Origin of the sequence: Streptomyces sp. NPDC050211 (assembly GCF_040656035.1) — a bacterium.
Taxonomy (GTDB): Bacteria; Actinomycetota; Actinomycetes; order Streptomycetales; family Streptomycetaceae; genus Streptomyces.
This window is the reverse complement of record NZ_JBFALC010000010.1, coordinates 93,480-109,891: the sequence shown is the minus strand read 5'-3', so window position 1 is coordinate 109,891 and position 16,412 is coordinate 93,480. Positions and strand designations below refer to the sequence as shown.

At 70.6% G+C, this 16,412-nt stretch carries 16 protein-coding genes; 11 read left to right on the top strand and 5 right to left on the bottom strand.

The window, feature by feature from the left end:
* The first annotated feature begins 332 nt into the window (after positions 1–332).
* Positions 333–962 carry a TetR/AcrR family transcriptional regulator gene (locus AB0I98_RS13345; protein WP_362939821.1) on the top strand — a complete coding sequence of 210 codons (630 nt, stop codon included), beginning with the start codon at positions 333–335 and terminating at the stop codon, positions 960–962.
* A 211-nt stretch (positions 963–1,173) separates the two neighbouring features.
* Here AB0I98_RS13345 and AB0I98_RS13340 read toward each other — a convergent pair whose 3' ends face one another.
* Together AB0I98_RS13340 and AB0I98_RS13335 are read right to left on the bottom strand one after the other, a co-directional pair.
* Complete coding sequence (locus AB0I98_RS13340; protein WP_362939818.1) at positions 1,174–1,944, bottom strand: 3-hydroxyacyl-CoA dehydrogenase; 771 nt, start codon at positions 1,942–1,944, stop codon at positions 1,174–1,176.
* Between the two features lie 48 nt (positions 1,945–1,992).
* Positions 1,993–3,156 carry a thiolase family protein gene (locus tag AB0I98_RS13335; protein WP_362939815.1) on the bottom strand — a complete coding sequence of 388 codons (1,164 nt, stop codon included), beginning with the start codon at positions 3,154–3,156 and terminating at the stop codon, positions 1,993–1,995.
* 118 nt (positions 3,157–3,274) lie between these two features.
* On the opposite strand from AB0I98_RS13335, the gene AB0I98_RS13330 reads away from it, so the two are divergent.
* Both AB0I98_RS13330 and AB0I98_RS13325 read left to right on the top strand, forming a co-directional pair.
* Positions 3,275–4,057 carry a crotonase/enoyl-CoA hydratase family protein gene (locus tag AB0I98_RS13330; protein WP_362939812.1) on the top strand — a complete coding sequence of 261 codons (783 nt, stop codon included), beginning with the start codon at positions 3,275–3,277 and terminating at the stop codon, positions 4,055–4,057.
* A 47-nt stretch (positions 4,058–4,104) separates the two neighbouring features.
* Complete coding sequence (locus tag AB0I98_RS13325) at positions 4,105–4,263, top strand: hypothetical protein (RefSeq protein ID WP_362939809.1); 159 nt, start codon at positions 4,105–4,107, stop codon at positions 4,261–4,263.
* Between the two features lie 15 nt (positions 4,264–4,278).
* Here AB0I98_RS13325 and AB0I98_RS13320 read toward each other — a convergent pair whose 3' ends face one another.
* A complete protein-coding gene (locus AB0I98_RS13320; protein WP_362939806.1) occupies positions 4,279–4,866 on the bottom strand; it encodes a helix-turn-helix transcriptional regulator in 588 nt (195 codons plus the stop codon).
* A gap of 140 nt (positions 4,867–5,006) precedes the next feature.
* Between AB0I98_RS13320 and AB0I98_RS13315 the strand changes: the two genes are divergently transcribed.
* The 8 genes from AB0I98_RS13315 (at position 5,007) to AB0I98_RS13280 (ending at position 14,746) form a co-directional block, all read left to right on the top strand.
* Positions 5,007–5,516 carry a DinB family protein gene (locus tag AB0I98_RS13315; protein ID WP_362939803.1) on the top strand — a complete coding sequence of 170 codons (510 nt, stop codon included), beginning with the start codon at positions 5,007–5,009 and terminating at the stop codon, positions 5,514–5,516.
* A gap of 124 nt (positions 5,517–5,640) precedes the next feature.
* Positions 5,641–6,030, top strand: coding sequence for a YciI family protein (locus AB0I98_RS13310; protein WP_362939800.1), 390 nt, complete (start codon positions 5,641–5,643; stop codon positions 6,028–6,030).
* A 2-nt stretch (positions 6,031–6,032) separates the two neighbouring features.
* Complete coding sequence (locus AB0I98_RS13305) at positions 6,033–7,256, top strand: sigma-70 family RNA polymerase sigma factor (RefSeq protein WP_362939797.1); 1,224 nt, start codon at positions 6,033–6,035, stop codon at positions 7,254–7,256.
* Between the two features lie 384 nt (positions 7,257–7,640).
* A complete protein-coding gene (locus AB0I98_RS13300; RefSeq protein ID WP_362939794.1) occupies positions 7,641–9,221 on the top strand; it encodes an NAD(P)-binding domain-containing protein in 1,581 nt (526 codons plus the stop codon).
* A 5-nt stretch (positions 9,222–9,226) separates the two neighbouring features.
* The gene (locus AB0I98_RS13295; protein WP_362939791.1) at positions 9,227–10,360 is read left to right on the top strand and encodes an alpha-hydroxy acid oxidase; all 1,134 of its coding nucleotides are present in this window, start codon (positions 9,227–9,229) and stop codon (positions 10,358–10,360) included.
* Complete coding sequence (locus tag AB0I98_RS13290) at positions 10,357–11,754, top strand: cytochrome P450 (protein ID WP_362939788.1); 1,398 nt, start codon at positions 10,357–10,359, stop codon at positions 11,752–11,754. The genes AB0I98_RS13295 and AB0I98_RS13290 overlap by 4 nt, the downstream gene beginning before the upstream one ends.
* A 14-nt stretch (positions 11,755–11,768) precedes the next feature.
* Complete coding sequence (locus AB0I98_RS13285; RefSeq protein ID WP_362939785.1) at positions 11,769–13,046, top strand: cation:proton antiporter; 1,278 nt, start codon at positions 11,769–11,771, stop codon at positions 13,044–13,046.
* On the top strand, positions 13,037–14,746 hold the full coding sequence (locus AB0I98_RS13280; RefSeq protein WP_362939782.1) for a thiamine pyrophosphate-dependent enzyme: 1,710 nt from the start codon (positions 13,037–13,039) through the stop codon (positions 14,744–14,746). Before AB0I98_RS13285 ends, AB0I98_RS13280 begins: the two co-directional genes overlap by 10 nt.
* Before the next feature lie 118 nt (positions 14,747–14,864).
* Here the strand turns inward: AB0I98_RS13280 and AB0I98_RS13275 are convergent, their stop codons facing one another.
* Together AB0I98_RS13275 and AB0I98_RS13270 are read right to left on the bottom strand one after the other, a co-directional pair.
* Positions 14,865–15,746, bottom strand: coding sequence for a cytochrome c biogenesis CcdA family protein (locus AB0I98_RS13275; RefSeq protein ID WP_362939779.1), 882 nt, complete (start codon positions 15,744–15,746; stop codon positions 14,865–14,867).
* Positions 15,747–15,753: 7 nt separating this feature from the next.
* Positions 15,754–16,329, bottom strand: a complete 576-nt coding sequence (locus AB0I98_RS13270; protein ID WP_362939776.1) for a redoxin family protein — start codon at positions 16,327–16,329, stop codon at positions 15,754–15,756.
* Between the last annotated feature and the right edge of the window lie 83 nt (positions 16,330–16,412).

Here is a 16,412-nt window from a genome sequence, read left to right as displayed (position 1 = left end):
CTGAATCACGAACCACTTTTCTGTTGCCGGTTGATTACGGTGCAGGCTGCACGCTTGTTATGGGACGACTCGAAGTCGGCCACAAATCACAAGGATTATTCATTCTGTGAGCTGACTCACGGTAAGCCCTGTTCAAGGACGCGCGACCCGTTTCTACGAAGGGTTTTCTGTCGGAAATCACCCCCAATGTCGGGCGCCGGAAACGGCCCGTTGCGGCGGCCCCTCGACGCCGGATTGTCCGGTTCCCGGCTATGACTTCGGCAAGTGCTCCGGATCGGACCACCCGGTACTCTGAAAGGCCGAAGTCGAGCGGATCTGCGGAGGCGTGGGGCATGGCGGACACCGTCGCCGATCTGCGCTCGGACACGCACACCGACTGGCGGACGTACGCCCCGCTGGAGCTGCCGCCGATCCTCGCGCACGCCCTCGACGCCTTCGTGGAGCGCGGCTATCACGCCACCACAGTCCGCGAACTGGCCCGCCGCGTGGGCGTCACCGTGCCCGCCCTGTACTACCACTACGCCAACAAGCAGGCGATCCTGGTCGAGTTGCTCTTCGGCTCACTCGACTCCGTGCTGGGGCGCTGCCGCACGGCCCTGGCGGAGGCGGGCGACGACCCGGTGGACCGCTTCTCGGCGCTCGTCGAGTGCGTCGTGTTGTACATGACCCACCGAGCACCGCTCGCCTTCCTCGACACGGAGATGCGCAGCCTGGAGCCCGACAACCGAGCACGCTACGTCGCTCTGCGGGACGAGCTGGAAGGGCTGCTCCGCGAGGCGGTGCGGGACGGGGTGGCGACAGGCGTGTTCACCACACCGGTGCCGGTGGACGCCGGCCGGGCGGTGCTGGCGATGTGCCAGGCGGTGGCCCAGTGGTACCGGCCCGACGGCCCGCTGACACCGGACCGGATCGCCGAGCGGTACGTGACGATCGCCCTGGATGCCGTGGGACACCGACCGTAGCGGGGGCCGCGTCCCGAGCCGGGGCGCGGCCCAACGGCGGGCACGGTCCGAGTGCTCGAGTACGACAGAGAGTGTGGCGGACTCAGCGACAACCGGCGACGAACTCGGCGCCGGCCGCAGAAGGTGCGCGGGGGGTGCGGTCACCCCGCGCTGCGGCCTCGGCCGCAGCGGGCACGTCACTTGGCGGGCAGGGCACTTGGTGGGCGCGCGCTCAGCGGGGTGCCATGCGGATGGCTCCGTCCAGGCGGATCGTCTCGCCGTTGAGCATCGGGTTGGCGACGATGTGGGCGACCAGGTCGGCGTACTCCTCGGGCTTTCCGAGACGGCTGGGGTGCGGCACCTGGCCGCCCAGCGAGTCCTGCGCCTCCTGGGAGAGGCCGGCCAGCAGGGGAGTGGCGAACAGGCCCGGCGCGACCGTGACGACGCGGATCAGATGCTGGGCCAGATCACGGGCGACGGGCAGCGTCATGCCGACGATTCCGCCCTTGGAGGCGGAGTACGCGGCCTGCCCGATCTGCCCGTCGAACGCGGCCACGGAAGCCGTGTTGGCGATGACGCCCCGCTCCTCGCCGACCGGTTCCGCCGTGGCGATCATGCGCGCGGCGGCCAGCCGGATGACGTTGAACGTCCCGATCAGATTGACCTCGACGGTGCGGCGGAACTCGGCGTAAGGGAACGGGCCTTGTTTGCCCACGATGCGGAAGACGTCGGTGCCGATGCCCGCGCAGTTGACGACCACGCGGAGCGTGCCGAGGCCGACGGCCGCGTGCAGGGCGGCGGTGATCTGGGCCTCGTCGGTGACGTCGGCCGGGGCGAAGACCGCACGGCCGTCGAGACCGGCGGCAACCGCCTTGCCGTCGGAGGACGGCAGGTCGACGACCACGACCCGGGCGCCGTCGGCCACCAACCGCCGTACGGTGGCCAGACCGAGGCCGGAAGCCCCGCCGGTGACGAGCGCTACATCGGTGCCGGTGAGGTGCATGGTGCCGTTCCCCTTTCCGAGCCGCTGCTCAGATTTCCGAGCCGCTTCTCAGGGCAGCTCGATGATCGTGGCGTTGGCCATGCCGCCGCCCTCGCACATGGTCTGCAGGCCGTAGCGGCCCCCGGTGGCCTCCAGATGGTTCACGAGAGTGGCCAGCAACCGGATGCCGGACGCGCCCAGCGGATGGCCGAGCGCGATGGCTCCGCCGCGCGGGTTGAGGCGTGCCGGGTCGGCGCCGAACTCCCGTCGCCACATCAGGGGGACGGGTGCGAAGGCCTCATTGACCTCATAGGCATCGATGTCGTCGAGCGACAGCCGGGCGCGGGCCAGGACCTTCTCCGTGGCCGGCAGGACACCGGTGAGCATCAGCAGGGGATCGCTTCCGACGACGGCGAAGGAGTGGAAGCGGGCGCGCGCCCGCAATCCCAGCCGGTCGGCTCGCTCCGCGCTCATGATGAGCGCGGCGGCCGCCCCGTCGGTCAGCGGCGAGGAATTGCCCGGCGTGACCGACCAGTTGATCTCCGGGAAGCGTCGGACGAGACTCGGGTCGGCAAAGGCGGGGCTCAGGTCGGCCAGGCCCTCGACGGTGGTCGATGGACGGACGGTCTCGTCCACCGTGTGGCCGCCGACAGGGACGATCTCGCCGTCGAAACCGCCGGCCGCCGCGGTGGCGGCGGCGCACCGGTGCGAGCGTGTCGCGAACTCGTCCAGTTCCCCGCGGCTCAATTTCCAGCGGGCCGCGACGAGTTCGGCGCTGACCCCCTGCTGGACCAGTCCGTTCGGATACCGCCGGGCGAGGGGAGCATGCGGATCCTTGCCCTGGGCGCTGCTGAACATCGGCACCCGGCTCATCGACTCCACACCGCAGGCGATGACGACGTCGTAGGCCCCGGCCAGTACGCCCTGCGCGGCGAAGTGCGCCGCCTGCTGGCCGGAGCCGCACTGCCGGTCGACCGTGGTGGCCGGCACGGACTCCGGGAAGCCGGCGGCCAGCAGCGCGGTCCGCCCGATGTTGAGGGCCTGTTCACCGGACTGTGAGACACAGCCGGTGATCACGTCGTCGACCAGGGCCGGGTCGAGTTCGTGGCGATCCAGCAGCTCCCGCAGGACGGTGGCGAGCAGCTCCGCGGGATGCAGGCCAGCCAGTGCCCCGCCGGGCTTGCCCTTTCCGGAGGCGGTGCGCGCCACATCGACGATGACGGCGTCGGTCATGGAACTCCCTTTCCGCGAGGGTCCCTTGAGGAGCGCTACGCGTTCTTGCGCGCGCTGCCGCCCTCCCCCGTACCTTAGCGAGCGATAAGTAAGGGAGCCAGGGTGAGGGAGAGGGCAGATGACGGACGATCATCAGAGCAGTGTGCTGACGGAGTTCACCGACGGCGTCGGCGTCGGCGTCGTCACGATCAACCGGCCTGCGGTCCGTAACGCGGTCGACCTGTACGTGGCCGTGCAACTGGCCCGGGCCATGGACGAGTTGGAGGCACGCGACGACGTTGTCGTGGGCATCCTCACCGGGGCGGGAAACACCTTCTGCGCGGGCATGGACCTCAAGGCGTTCGCTCGGGGCGAGCGCCCCTCGATACCCGGCCGTGGCTTCGCGGGGATCACCGAGCGACCGCCGGCCAAACCGCTCATCGCGGCGGTCGAGGGCTGGGCCCTGGCCGGCGGCTGCGAACTGGCACTGGCCGCCGACCTGATCGTGGCGGCACGGGGCGCTCAGTTCGGGCTGCCGGAGGTGAAGCGAGGCCTCGTGGCGGCGGCCGGCGGACTGCTCCGGCTGCCCCGCGTTCTGCCCTACCAACTCGCGATGGAACTCGCGCTCACCGGCGACCCGATCTCCGCCGAGACCGCCCACAGCCACGGCATGGTCACCCTGCTGACCGAGCCGGGCGGAGCCCTCGCCGGCGCCCGTGAACTGGCTGCCCGCATCACGGCCAACGGACCACTCGCGGTCCGTGCGGCCAAGCGCATGGTCTCGGCGTCCACCGGCTACACCGACGCCCGCGCCTACACCGAGCAGCAGGAAATCGCCGCCCCCGTTCTGGCCTCCACCGACGCACAGGAAGGCGCCCGGGCCTTCGCGGAGAAGCGTGCGCCGGTGTGGCGGGGGGAGTAGCCGATCGGCCCACCCTCAATCGCGCATGCTGATCTTGGTCGACCGTCATGTACTCGCGGCGCTGGATTCCCGGTGCCGGGCTGGGAATCGCCGTCGTCGATATCTTGCGGTTCGACGACGGGCTGATTGCGGAGGCGTGGGAGATCATCGAGGGCGTGTCCCAGGTGACCGTGAATCTGGCGTGGTGGGAATGCGCTGAGCACTGACGTCGCCGGTGGCCGTCAGCGGCCGGACGGTGCCAGATGTGCGCGCTCTCCCTGCGCGCCGAACAGGGCGAGAAGTTCCGCGGGCCGGTTGTCGGCGCTGCCGATCCAGTGCGGTGTGCGGGTGTCGAACTCCGCGGCCTCGCCGACACCGAGCCGGAACTCCCGCTCGCCGAGCACGAACCTGACGTGTCCGTCGAGGACGTAGAACCACTCGTATCCGTCATGGGTCTGCAGGTTCATCGTCGGTGCTCGGCCGGCGGGCGGATGGATCACCTTGTATGCCTGAATCCCGCCGGGCCGCGTGATCAGGGGCACCATCACCAGCCCGGATCGCCGTACGGGTCGCAGGTGGACGCGCGGATCGCCGGTGGGCGGCGCCGCGACGAGGTCATCGAGCGGGACACCGTGCGCCCGGGCCAGGGGCAGCAGCTGCTCCAGCGTGGGGCGGAGCTTGCCGTTCTCGAGACGGGACAAGGTGCTCGCCGTGAGGCCGGTTTCGTCTGCCAGCGTCGCCAGCGTGGCGCGACGCGCCCGGCGCAGGGCACGCAGACGCGGTCCGACCCCGGCCAGAACATCTCCCGTGGGGTTCTCCCGGTTCTCCATGGCCCGATGATGCGGTTCCGCAATTTTTCTTGCAAGCCCGAAAAGGCGGCGGGGATGCTGTCAGTACCTCACCGCTCCTCCAGCCGAAGCCCGGACGACCGCCCGAACCTCACCACGTCTCGCAGCAACGGAGTGACTTGATGCCAGGAAGCCGTACGCGGCGATCGCGGACTCGGACGAAGGACACCGGGCCTCCCTCGACCGGCGCCGACGAGAAGGCCACCCTGCGGGGTTTCCTCGACTATCTGCGGAGCGCGGTCGCGGACAAGGTCGCGGGCGTGCCGGAACCGCAGGTCCGAACGGGCGGAGTGCCCTCGGGTACCAGCCTTCTCGGGCTGCTCAAGCATCTGACGTTCGTCGAACGGTTCTACTTCCTCGGTGAGGATGTCGGCCACTGGCGTGCGACCCTGCGGCCGTCCGCGGAGGACACCATCGACGGCGTATTGGCCGACTACCGGGAGGCCGTCGAGCGGGCGAACCAGGTCATCGACGCCTGTCCGGACCTGGCTCTTCCCGCCCCGCGACCCCCGCGCCGGGGGCCGGGACCATCGATGCGATGGGTCCTGGTGCACATGATCGAAGAGACCGCCCGGCACGCCGGTCACGTCGACATCCTCCGCGAGCAGATCGACGGATCCACCGGCCGCTGACGCGATCACAGCAGACGAGGCGCCGGCCGGGCCGGAATTTTGTAGCGCCTGTCGATTTGCGGTGGGGCCGTTCGTAGCCAGGGTGAGAGGTGGGAAGTGCCTGCCCCTGACCAGGAGTGTCGCCATGACGCGTTATCTGTTGTCCGTCCACAGCGGCCCGGGCGAGGCATCGGCGCCGGCGCCGATGAGTGAGGAGGAGATGCGACAGTCTCACCTGCGGCTCGGTGCTCTGGAGAGGGAGATGGAGTCGGCCGGTGCCTGGGTGTTCTCCGGCCGCCTGCACGAGCCCGACACCGCCACCGTGGTGCGCGTCGCCGGTGATGACGTGCTGACCACCGACGGGCCCTTCGCGGAGTCGAAGGAGCATCTGGGCGGTTTCTACATCATCGAGGCCGCGGACCTCGACGCCGCGCTCGCCTGGGCGGCCAAGGTCACCGCCATCATCCAGGCACCCATCGAGGTCCGCCCGTTCGCGGGCTTCGCGGACAAGCCCCAGCCCGCACCGGGAGCCTGACCTTGCCGGCCATCGACCAGGCCATGGTCGGGCGGATCTTCCGCGACCAGTCCGGCCGGGTGGTGGCCACACTGATCCGCGTCTTCGGCGACATCGACCTCGCTGAAGACGCGGTCCAGGACGCGTTCGCCGCCGCACTGCGCAAGTGGCCGGCCGAGGGTCTGCCGCCGAACCCGGGCGGATGGATCACCACGACCGCACGCAACGCCGCCATCGACCGCCTGCGCCGCGCCGCGCGGGAGAGGGAACTGCTCGGCGAGGTCGCGGCACTCGCGCCCGCTCACGACGATCCCGGCTCGCCGACCGAGGAGGAACCCGTGCAGGACGACCGGCTGCGTCTCATCTTCACCTGCTGCCACCCGGCCCTGTCCACCGAGGCACAGGTCGCGCTCACGCTCCGGCTGCTCGGCGGCCTGTCGACCGCCGAGGTCGCCGACGCCTTCCTGGTGGCCGAGCCGACGATGGCGCAGCGTCTCGTACGGGCCAAGCGCAAGATCAAGGCAGCTCGCATTCCCTACCGGGTGCCGCAGGAACACCAACTGCCCGACCGGCTGCGCCCCGTGCTGGCCGTCGTCTACCTCGTCTACAACGCCGGGTCGGCCGAACCGGCCGGCCCGGCCCGGCGGGGCCTGTGCGCGGAGGCGATCCGACTGGCCCGTCTGCTGGCCGACCTCATGCCGGACGAACCGGAAGTGGCCGGTCTGCTGGCCCTGTTGCTGCTGACCGAGTCCCGGCGCCCGTCCCGCACCGGGCCCAACGGCTCCCTCGTCGTGCTCGGCGAGCAGGACCGCAGCCGCTGGGACCGGTCCCTGATCGAGGAGGGCCAGGCCATAGTCCGAGAATGCCTACGCCGCAACCAACCCGGCGCCTATCAGCTCCAGGCCGCCATCAACGCCGTCCACGCCTCCGCCCCGACCGCGGCGCAGACCGACTGGCCGCAGATCGCCGCCCTGTACGACCAGTTGCTCGCCCTCGCGCCCACACCCGTCGTGGCGCTCAACCGCGCCGTCGCCATCGGTGAGGTGCGCGGCCCCGCCGCCGCCCTGGCCCTCGTCGATGAGCTGCACCTGGACACGTACTACGCCTTCCACGCCACCCGAGCGGATCTACTGAGCCGACTGGGCCGTGACGAAGAGGCAGGGGCCGCCTACGAGCGAGCAGCCGCGCTGGCGCCGACGGATGCCGAGCGGAACTTCCTCAGGCAGGGCGGCCGGACCGGACGCTGAACGCACCGTCGGCCACGTTCCTGGCGGGTGGCCCTGGCACCTGTCGAATCCCTGTCATCCCCCGAGGCACTGTTGCCCGTGACTGTCGCTCGTCACTAGCGTGCTCATTGAGATTTCAACGGGAAATCCGAGGGAAGGGCCTGTCATGCCCATGCCTGAATGCACGGATGTGTCGCCGCCGGCCGGCAAGGCGACTGCCCCAGGAACCGCTCTCTCTGCTCGCTGATCAGGCCGTACCTGTCCGCAGGCTGACCCACCGCGCGCCGTGCCTGCCCGCAGGAACGTGTCTGTGGAAGCTCGCCGCACCACAGGAACACGCCTTCCCTTGTGCACCCCCCACCAGCCTGCGGGCATGTCCTCGCCCGCAGCCGAAGGAGATTCCCCATGCACAGTGAGCCTCTTGACTACCTCGTTGTCGGCGGCGGCCCCGCCGGGCTCCAGATCGGCCAGTTACTCCAGGCCGGAGGGCACGGCTATCGGATCCTGGAAGCCGGCAGTGCTCCCGGCACCTTCTTCCGTACCTTCCCGCGTCACCGCAAGCTGATCTCCATCAACAAGGTGTACAACGGCACCGACGATCCCGAACTGAACCTCCGGATGGACTGGAACTCGCTCCTGTCCCCGGACCCGGAGTTGCTGTTCACCCGCTACAGCAAGCGCTACTTCCCGCACGCCGACGACCTGGTGCGCTACCTGGCCGACTTCGCCGAGGCGTTCAAGCTGGACATCGCGTACGACACCCGGGCGGAGCGGATCCGGCGCGGCGCCGACGGCGGATTCACCGTCATCGATCAGCACGGCCAGGAGCATCACGGTCGCCGACTGGTCATGGCCACGGGGCTGACCCGGCCCAACACCCCGGACATCCCCGGCATCGAGACCGCCGACGACTACTCGGTCGTATCCGTGGATCCCCAGGACTTCACCGACCAGCGCGTCCTGATCCTCGGCAAGGGAAACTCCGCCCTGGAGACCGCGGACAACCTCGTAGAGACCGCGGCGGTGATCCATGTCGCCGGGCCGCACTCCATCCGGATGGCCTGGAACAGTCACTACGTCGGGCACCTGCGCGCGGTGAACAACAACTTCCTCGACACCTACCAACTCAAGTCGCAGAACGCCTTGTTGGATGGCCATGTCCTGTCGATCGAGAAGGACCAGGACGCATACCGGGTCCGGTTCAGCTTCTCCCGTGCCGACGAGGTCGTGAAGGAGCTGCGCTACGACCGGGTCATCGTGTGCACCGGCTTCCGTTTCGACGCCTCGCTCTTCGACCCGGACTGCCGGCCGGAACTGGTCATCGACGACCGGTTCGCCGCCCTCTCCCCGGCGTACGAGTCGGTGAACGTACCCGGCCTGTACTTCGCGGGCACCCTGATGCAGCAGCGTGACTTCAAGAAGTCCACCGGTGGTTTCATCCATGGTTTCCGGTACGCCGTACGGGCCATGAGCCGCATCCTCGACGAGCGGCACCATGACCGGCCCTGGCCGCACCAGCCGCTGGACGCGTCCCCGTCCGCGCTGGCGGACGCCGTGGTGGACCGGGTCAACCGCAGCTCGGCGCTGTGGCAGCAGTTCGCCGTGATCGGCGATCTGGTCGTCACCGCACCCGGCGAACCGGCCCGCTATCACGAGGAAGTGCCGGTCGCGTACGCCCACGAGAGCCAACTCACCGACACCGGCGACTACTTCACCATCACCCTGGAGTACGGGCCCGACCACGACAAGGTCGACCCGTTCGACATCACGGTGCGCCGCACCGCACAGAACTCGGTCGACGACGCCTTCGACGCCGCCTATCTGCATCCGGTGATCCGTCACTTCCGGGGCGGTGAACTGCTCGGCACGCATCACATGGCCGAGAACCTGGAGAACGAGTGGGACCACCCGGAGGTCCACCACGCCCCGCTCGCCGAGTTCTTCGCTCGCGAGCTGGACCGCCGGCCGAGCCCAGCCGGGCGGTGAACGGCGTGCGGTTCACCGTCCACGACTTCGAGACCGCGGCGCGCGCCGAACTGGACCCCGTATACGCCGACTTCATCGCCGGCGGAGCACGCGACGAGATCACCGTACGGGCCAACGAGGCGGCGTTCGGACGCCTGCAGCTGCTGCCCCGGGTGCTGCGGGGGAGTGCCGAACGGGAGCTGGACATCGACCTGCTCGGCAGCCGGGCGAGCCTGCCGATCCTGCTGTCCCCGACCGCCTTCCACAAACTGGTCGATCCGGCAGGGGAGTTGGCCACCGCGCGTGCCGCGGCCGCCGTCGGCGCCATCATGATCGTCTCCATGGCGTCCACGGTGGCCGTGGGCGAGATCGCCGACGCGGTCCGCACGACCGGCGACGACGTACCTCTGTGGCTTCAGCTCTACATCCAGCCCGATCTGGAGATCACCGAGGCGCTGGTACGGCGGGCCACCGACGCCGGGTGCACCGCCCTCGTCGTCACCGTGGACTCCCCGGTACTGGGCGCGGGCGAACGCAACCGGCGCAACGGCTTTCACGATCTGCCGCCCGGACTGCGCTGCGAGAACCTGGTGGACCTGCGGGACGGTGAGAGCGGGCACGTACGGCAGATCGCCATGTCCCCGGAGCTGAACTGGGAGCACATCACCTGGCTGCGGAGCGTCACGGACCTGCCGATCCTGCTCAAGGGCGTGCTGCACCCCGAGGACGCCCGGCTCGCGGTCCGGCACGGCGTCGACGGCCTGCTGCTGTCCAACCACGGCGGGCGCCAACTCGACACCGTACCGGCCACGTTGGAGCTGCTGCCCGAGTTCGTCGCCGCGGTGGCGGGCCGCATCCCGATCGTGCTGGACGGGGGAGTCCGGCGCGGAACCGACGTGGTCAAGGCACTGGCGCTCGGCGCGTGTGCCGTGGGCATCGGCCGGCCCGTGATGTGGGCACTGGCCGAGGGCGGCGAGAAGGGCGTACGACGGCTGCTGGAGCTGCTGCGCGAGGAACTCGACGACACCATGGCCCTGTGCGGTGCGTCGGGGATAGCTGACCTGACGCCCGATCTGGTGCGCGTGCCGACCTGGGGGCCCGCGCCGGGACCGGCCGTGGCCGCGGGGGCGGACACTCGATTCGGCGGGGTGGTCGCGTGAGTCCCACCGAATGGCTGATCACCGGCGCGGCCCTGGCCCTGCTGGCCACTCTGCCGTACTGGCTGCCCAGGACCGTGATCGCACTGCGCGTGCGCATCTTCGCCTGGGTCGGCGGCGAAGAGGGCATCCGGGCGCCGGGCCGCGAGGTGCCCGCCGAGGAGTTCAAGAAGGTGTACGGGCATCCGGCGGCCAACGGCCGCAGCCGGGGCGCCGCCCTGTCCGACCTGTTCTGGTACTGGCTGTCGCCCGGCCCGGAGGTGCACCAGGAGCATCTGGAACCCGGCCCGCGCTACGACGACGTGGCCAGAACCACGCGGCAGATCCTGGCCGGGCTCTCCCGGGAACAGTGGAGCGAGCTGGTCGGCCGCTGCACCCGCCGCGTGCTCGACGAACTCCCCGCCCAGGCACAGCTGCACCACGTCAGGCTCCGCGACCTGATGATGCCCGTCTGGGCCGAGGTCTACTACGAGGTGGTCTTCCGCGAACCCTGCCCGCGCCCCGTCCGGGACCTCATCACCGGCAACGCGGACGACGTGGTCAGCGCCCTGAAGTGCACCAGCCTCCGGCACATGGACCGGCGGGCCCGGCTCACGCAGTACCTGCGGGAGCGGCTCGCGCACGACCCTCGGCCCGTGCCGCTGCCCTCCACGCTGTCCGAGCGAGAGCGGGCGTACTACCTGCAGGGCACGTTCTTCAACACGGCCGTGGTGCAGATGTCGGAGGCGATGGCCCACCTGCTGCTGGCCCTTGCCACGCACCGGACGGTTCAGGAACGCGTGCTGGCCGGCGAGGAGGACCCGGACTTCCTGGACCGGGTCATCAACGAGACGCTCCAGCACTTCCCGCTCTTCGGCGTGGCCCACCGGATCACCTCCGGTGACATCCCCAGGGACGGCCGGGCCCCCATCCCGGCCGGTTCGGTCCTGCTGTTCAACTACCCGGAGTACCAGGGGTCCGGCGGGGACGTGTTCGACCCCGACCGCTGGCTGAATCCGGACACCAAGCCGTCCGCCTTCATCCCCTTCGGAGTCACCGCCAACCGCCCCTGCCCGGCGCGCGGCTTCGCCGTCCTCACCATGCGGGTCGCGGCCGAGGAGACCCTGCGGCGGTTCCGGCTGGACTCCTCGGTGGAGCACACCCGTTCGCTGCCCAGCCGCGGTCCCTGCCTGCTCGTCCCACGCGCCGGTGCTGAGGCGACGTGGAGCCCGGCTCGTCCACGGACCCGGCTCGCGGCGATGCGGCTGGCCGATCGCTGGGAGGGGGTCGGGCGCAGCCTCGTCCAACTCGTCCTCGGCACCTACATGGTGTGGGATGCCCGCCGCCAAGGCCTGTGCCGGAACTACTTCGCCGCCTCGTCCGGCGGCCCCGCCGCCTCCGTCGGCGTCGGACATTGAGAGGGAACGAGACCATGACTCCAGTGGAGCTCGCTCCCGCCTTCTTCCTCGCCGTGGTCGTCATCCTGCTGACATGCCGCCTGGTCGTCCTCGTCGCGGGCCGCTTCGGACAGCCGCCCGTGGTCGGCGAGATGATCGCCGGCGTGCTGCTCGGCCCTTCGCTGTTCGGACTTCTCGCCCCCGATCTGTCCGCCGAGGTCTTCCCGCCGGAGCTGAAGCCGGTGCTGTATGTGGCCGGCCAGATCGGTCTGGTGACCCTGATGTTCGCCGCCGGGTACGAGTTCCGGGCGCACGCCGGGCGCGGTCTGGCCGGCACCGCCGTCGCGGTCTCCTCGGCCGGGGTGGCGATCCCGCTGGCGCTGGGCGTGGGGCTGACCTTCGCGGCTCACGGCCACGTCGGCATCTTCGTCGACGGTGTCTCCGTCTGGGTGACGGCGGCCTTCGTCGGCGTCGCCCTGGCCATCACCGCCTTCCCGATGCTGGCCCGGATCATCACCGAACGGGGCCTGGCAGGCTCCCGGTTCGGCTCCCTGGCCCTGGCGTCCGGGGCGACCGACGACGCCGTCGCGTGGATTCTGCTCGCGGGGGTGCTGAGCGTGGCCTCCGGTGAGGTGGAGCCCATCCTGACGGCGGTCGGCGGCTCCCTGCTCTTCGTGGCGGTCCTCTTCCTGGTCGGGCGCCGCCTGCTGGCGTGGATCGTGAACCGGGCGGGTCTCGGCGACGACACCCGGCTGCTCTTCACCGTCGCCGTGCTGTTCTGCGCCGCCTGGTTCACCGACATCATCGACCTGTACGCCGTCTTCGGGGCGTTCTGCGTCGGGATGGCCATGCCGCGCGGCGAGGCATCCGAACGGCTGGTGCGGACCACCCAGTCCGTGACCCAGGTCGTGTTCGTGCCGATGTTCTTCACCTACTCCGGCCTGAACACCCAGTTCGACGCGTTCGCCGACCCGGCCGTGATGGCATTCGGGGCGGCCGCCGTCGTCCTGGCCGTGGTCGGCAAGTTCGGCGGCTGCTGGGCCGCCGCCCGGATGCGCGGCGAACCCGGCCCGGTGGCCGTCCGGGTCGGCGCCCTGATGAACGCCCGCGGCCTGATGCAACTGATCGCGCTCAACATCGGACTGGCGGCCGGCATCGTCAGCCAGGAACTGTTCGCCGCGCTGGTCCTCGTGGCCCTGGTTACCACGGTCATGACGGTTCCGGTACTGAGCTGGCTGGACCGCCGGGACGCCAGAATGCGGCCCGGTGAGGCGGCACCCCAGGAGGAGAAGGCGGCGGTGACATGGAGCTGAGCGGGGCGCAGGCGCTGGTGGGCCAGTTGGAGCGGGACGGCGTCCGGCATGTCTTCGGCGTGCCGGGCGTCCAGCTCGACCACGTCCTGGACGCCCTGGCCCGCGCCCGGGTGGCCGGAGGGCCGATCGAGTACATCGCCGCCCGGCACGAGCAGGGCGCGGCCCACATGGCGGAGGCATACGCACGGACCACCGGGCGCCCCGGCGTCTGCCTGGTCGTCCCCGGCCCCGGCGTCCTCAACGCCCTGACCGCGGTGGCCACCGGGTATGCGTGCTCGTCGCCGATGCTGTGCGTGGCGGCGGACATTCCTTCGGGGCTGGCCGGCCGGGGACTGGGCATGCTGCACGAACTCCCCGACCAGGACGGCCTCTTGGCCTCGGTCACCAAATGGTCGGCGCGGGCCGACGCCCCGGCCCGGATCCCCGGACTCGTACGAGAGGCGATACGACAGTCACGGTCCGGCCGCCCGAGGCCGGTGGCCCTGACCATCCCGGCGGATGTGCTGACCGCGCGAGCGGAGATGGAAGGGGAGCGTGCGGGGCCGGGACCGCACGACGGCAGACCGGGCACATCCGACACGTCCGGCGTGGCAGCGACATCCACGGAATCGGAGCAGGACGTCGTCGCGCAGATCACCGCCGTACTGCGGACCGTGCGCCGCCCCTTGATCTACGCGGGCGGCGGCGTGCTCGCCTCCGGGGCCGGCGCCGCCCTGACCGCCCTGGCGGAGGAGCTGTCCGCCCCGGTCGTCATGAGCCGCAACGCGGGCGGCGCCGTCCCGGCCCACCACCGGCTTGCCTTCTCCAGCCTCGCCGCACCCCGGCTGCTGCCCACCGCCGACGCCGTACTGGTCGTGGGCAGCCGCTTCATGACCCCGCGCGGCACGGCCGTCCCGACCCACCCCGAAGCGACCGTCGCCCTGGTCAACGCGGACCCCGCCGACCTGGGCCCGCCCCGCCACGCCGACCTCACCCTGTGCGCCGACGCCCGGACGGTGTTGGAGGACCTGAGAGCCGCACTGCCCGGTACCTCGGCACGACCTTCAGGGCCGGAACCCGGATGGCCACCCGGCGAGTTGGCCGACGTACGCGCCTGGTGCGCGCGGAAGGTCGAGAGCGTCGAACCACAATGGTCGTACGTCCGCGCCCTGCGCGAGGCGATCCCGGACGACGGCTTCCTGGTCAACGAGCTGACCCAGGTGGGCTACCTGGCCGCCGTCGGCTACCCCGTCCACCACCCCGGAACCTTCCTCACCCCCGGCTACCAGGGCACCCTGGGCTACGGCTACCCGTCGGCCCTCGGGGTGAAGGTGGGCAACCCGGACCGGGCCGTCGTCTCCATCAACGGCGACGGCGGATTCTGCTGGAACATGCAGGAACTGGCGACCGCCCGCGCATACGGCATCGGCGTGACCGCGGTGGTCTTCAACGACAACGCCTACGGCAACATCCGGCGCATCCAGGCGGACGAGTTCGAGGGCCGCTTCATCGGCAGCGACCTGACCAGCCCCGACTTCGTGCGCCTCGCCGAGTCGTTCTCGGTCCCCGCCGTCCGGGCCGAAACCCCGGCACGGCTCGCCGGGGCTCTCAAGGACTGCCTCAGCGAACCAGGACCCTCACTCATCGAGGTACCGGTGACCGAGATGCCCAGCGTGTGGCCACTGCTGCTCGGCGGCTCACCGGGTTCGGTCCGTGACTGAGCCCCCGGGGCGGTCATCAGCCCACCTCCACTGAACACGGGCCGGTCACTCGATGTCGAAGAGCGGCCCAGTGAGGGCGAGGACCAGCTCGCCGCCGGCGAGCACACCGACGTGCCGGTCAGCCTGCCGAGATGCGGTCGCCCTGCTCCCGCCGGCTCACCCGGTGAGCTCGCAGGCGGCGGACGGCCACTGCCGCGAGAAGCAGAACGCCGAGAAGTACGGCCATCACGCCGGGGCCGGTGGCGTCCAGGAACTCGGCGACGGAGCGCTGGACGGCGCCCGCCGTGTCGATGACCGGGTCGGTGGTGGCGGGGTCGCGCTGGACGCGGACTTCGTACCAGCCGTAGTACGCGACATACGCGCCGACGAGGAGGAGCAGGCCCCCGCCGAGGCGGGGTGCGAGGGCGCCGAGGTGGCGCAGCCGGGTGACGGCTGTGGCGCGGGTGAGGGCGACGGTCAGGGAGGCGGCGCCGACGATCAGGCCCATCCCGGCGGCGTACGCGATGAACAGCGCGATGCCCTCGCCGGTGGAGCCACTGCGGAAGGCGGAGACGACGATGGCGAGGAACGGGGCGATGGTGCAGCCGAGGGAGGCGGTGGCGTACGCCATGCCGAACAGCGCCATGGAGGGGAGGGAGCGGGTGAGGGTGGGGGCACGACGGAGTTTCGGGGCGAGGCTGGGTAGCTGGCGGTCGGCAAGCAGCCAGCCTCCTGCGGCGGCGATGAGAGCACCGAAGATGATGGTGAACCAGGGCAGGTGCTGCTGGAGCTGACCGGCGACGGGCTGGATGGCGAGGCCGAAGACGCCGAAGAGCGCGGCGAATCCGATCGTCATGGCGGCGGTGGCGGTCAGGGCGCGTCCGACGGCGACGGTACGGCTGGGCGTGTCGTCGCCGAGGACCAGCAGGGACAAGTAGGCGGGCAGGAGGGCGAAGCCGCACGGGTTGACCGCGGCGAGCATCCCGGCGCCGAGCGCGAGGGCGAGAGGCAGATCCGTCATGGCGGGTTCAGCCGGTGAGGGAGGCGACCTTCTCGGCCAGCCCCTCGCCGCCGGCCAGGACACCCTCGTAGACGGTGGCGCCGTCCTTGTCGAGGATCACGTAGATGCTCTGCTGGGTGATCTCGAACCGCTTCCACACGTCCCCGGCCTCGTCGGAGAGTTGGGGGAAGGAGCCGGTCCCGGTCTCGGAGACGAAGTCGCGCATGGCGGCGTTCTTGTCGAGGCCGGCGACGCCGACGACGTTGGCCTTGCCTGCGTAGTCGGCGGCGACCTTGGCGGTCTCGGCCGCCTGGCCGCGGCAGGTGGGGCACCAGGGTGCCCAGAACCACAGCACGGTCGGCTTGCCCGCGAGAGTCTTCGCGTCGAACGGCTTGCCGTCCACCGTGGTGGCGGTGAAGTTCAGCGCCTCGGGCACCTTGGCCCCGGCCGCCTCGGTGCCGCTCCCGTCGGAGTCGGCGGGCGCCTGGGTGTTCGCAGCCTTGGAGGGGGAGACCTCCGCATCACCCGCGGACTCGGAGCCACAGCCGGTGAGGGTGAGCAGTGCGGCGGCAAGGGCGGCTGGGAGGAGGGTGCGGGCATGCATGAATGGACTCCTGCTGTCGGTGGGGACGCGCTGTGAGCGTAGGACCAGGGAAGCGAGCGGGCAGCAGGTGGCGGCCTTACGGT

Excerpts from the sequence above, each read along its gene's own strand:
- AB0I98_RS13345 (WP_362939821.1), top strand. The coding sequence starts at position 333 with ATGGCGGACACCGTCGCCGATCTGCGCTCGGACACGCACACCGACTGG.
- AB0I98_RS13340 (WP_362939818.1), bottom strand. The coding sequence starts at position 1,944 with ATGCACCTCACCGGCACCGATGTAGCGCTCGTCACCGGCGGGGCTTCC.
- AB0I98_RS13335 (WP_362939815.1), bottom strand. The coding sequence starts at position 3,156 with ATGACCGACGCCGTCATCGTCGATGTGGCGCGCACCGCCTCCGGAAAG.
- AB0I98_RS13330 (WP_362939812.1), top strand. The coding sequence starts at position 3,275 with ATGACGGACGATCATCAGAGCAGTGTGCTGACGGAGTTCACCGACGGC.
- AB0I98_RS13325 (WP_362939809.1), top strand. The coding sequence starts at position 4,105 with ATGTACTCGCGGCGCTGGATTCCCGGTGCCGGGCTGGGAATCGCCGTC.
- AB0I98_RS13320 (WP_362939806.1), bottom strand. The coding sequence starts at position 4,866 with ATGGAGAACCGGGAGAACCCCACGGGAGATGTTCTGGCCGGGGTCGGA.
- AB0I98_RS13315 (WP_362939803.1), top strand. The coding sequence starts at position 5,007 with ATGCCAGGAAGCCGTACGCGGCGATCGCGGACTCGGACGAAGGACACC.
- AB0I98_RS13310 (WP_362939800.1), top strand. The coding sequence starts at position 5,641 with ATGACGCGTTATCTGTTGTCCGTCCACAGCGGCCCGGGCGAGGCATCG.
- AB0I98_RS13300 (WP_362939794.1), top strand. The coding sequence starts at position 7,641 with ATGCACAGTGAGCCTCTTGACTACCTCGTTGTCGGCGGCGGCCCCGCC.
- AB0I98_RS13285 (WP_362939785.1), top strand. The coding sequence starts at position 11,769 with ATGACTCCAGTGGAGCTCGCTCCCGCCTTCTTCCTCGCCGTGGTCGTC.
- AB0I98_RS13280 (WP_362939782.1), top strand. The coding sequence starts at position 13,037 with ATGGAGCTGAGCGGGGCGCAGGCGCTGGTGGGCCAGTTGGAGCGGGAC.
- AB0I98_RS13275 (WP_362939779.1), bottom strand. The coding sequence starts at position 15,746 with ATGACGGATCTGCCTCTCGCCCTCGCGCTCGGCGCCGGGATGCTCGCC.
- AB0I98_RS13270 (WP_362939776.1), bottom strand. The coding sequence starts at position 16,329 with ATGCATGCCCGCACCCTCCTCCCAGCCGCCCTTGCCGCCGCACTGCTC.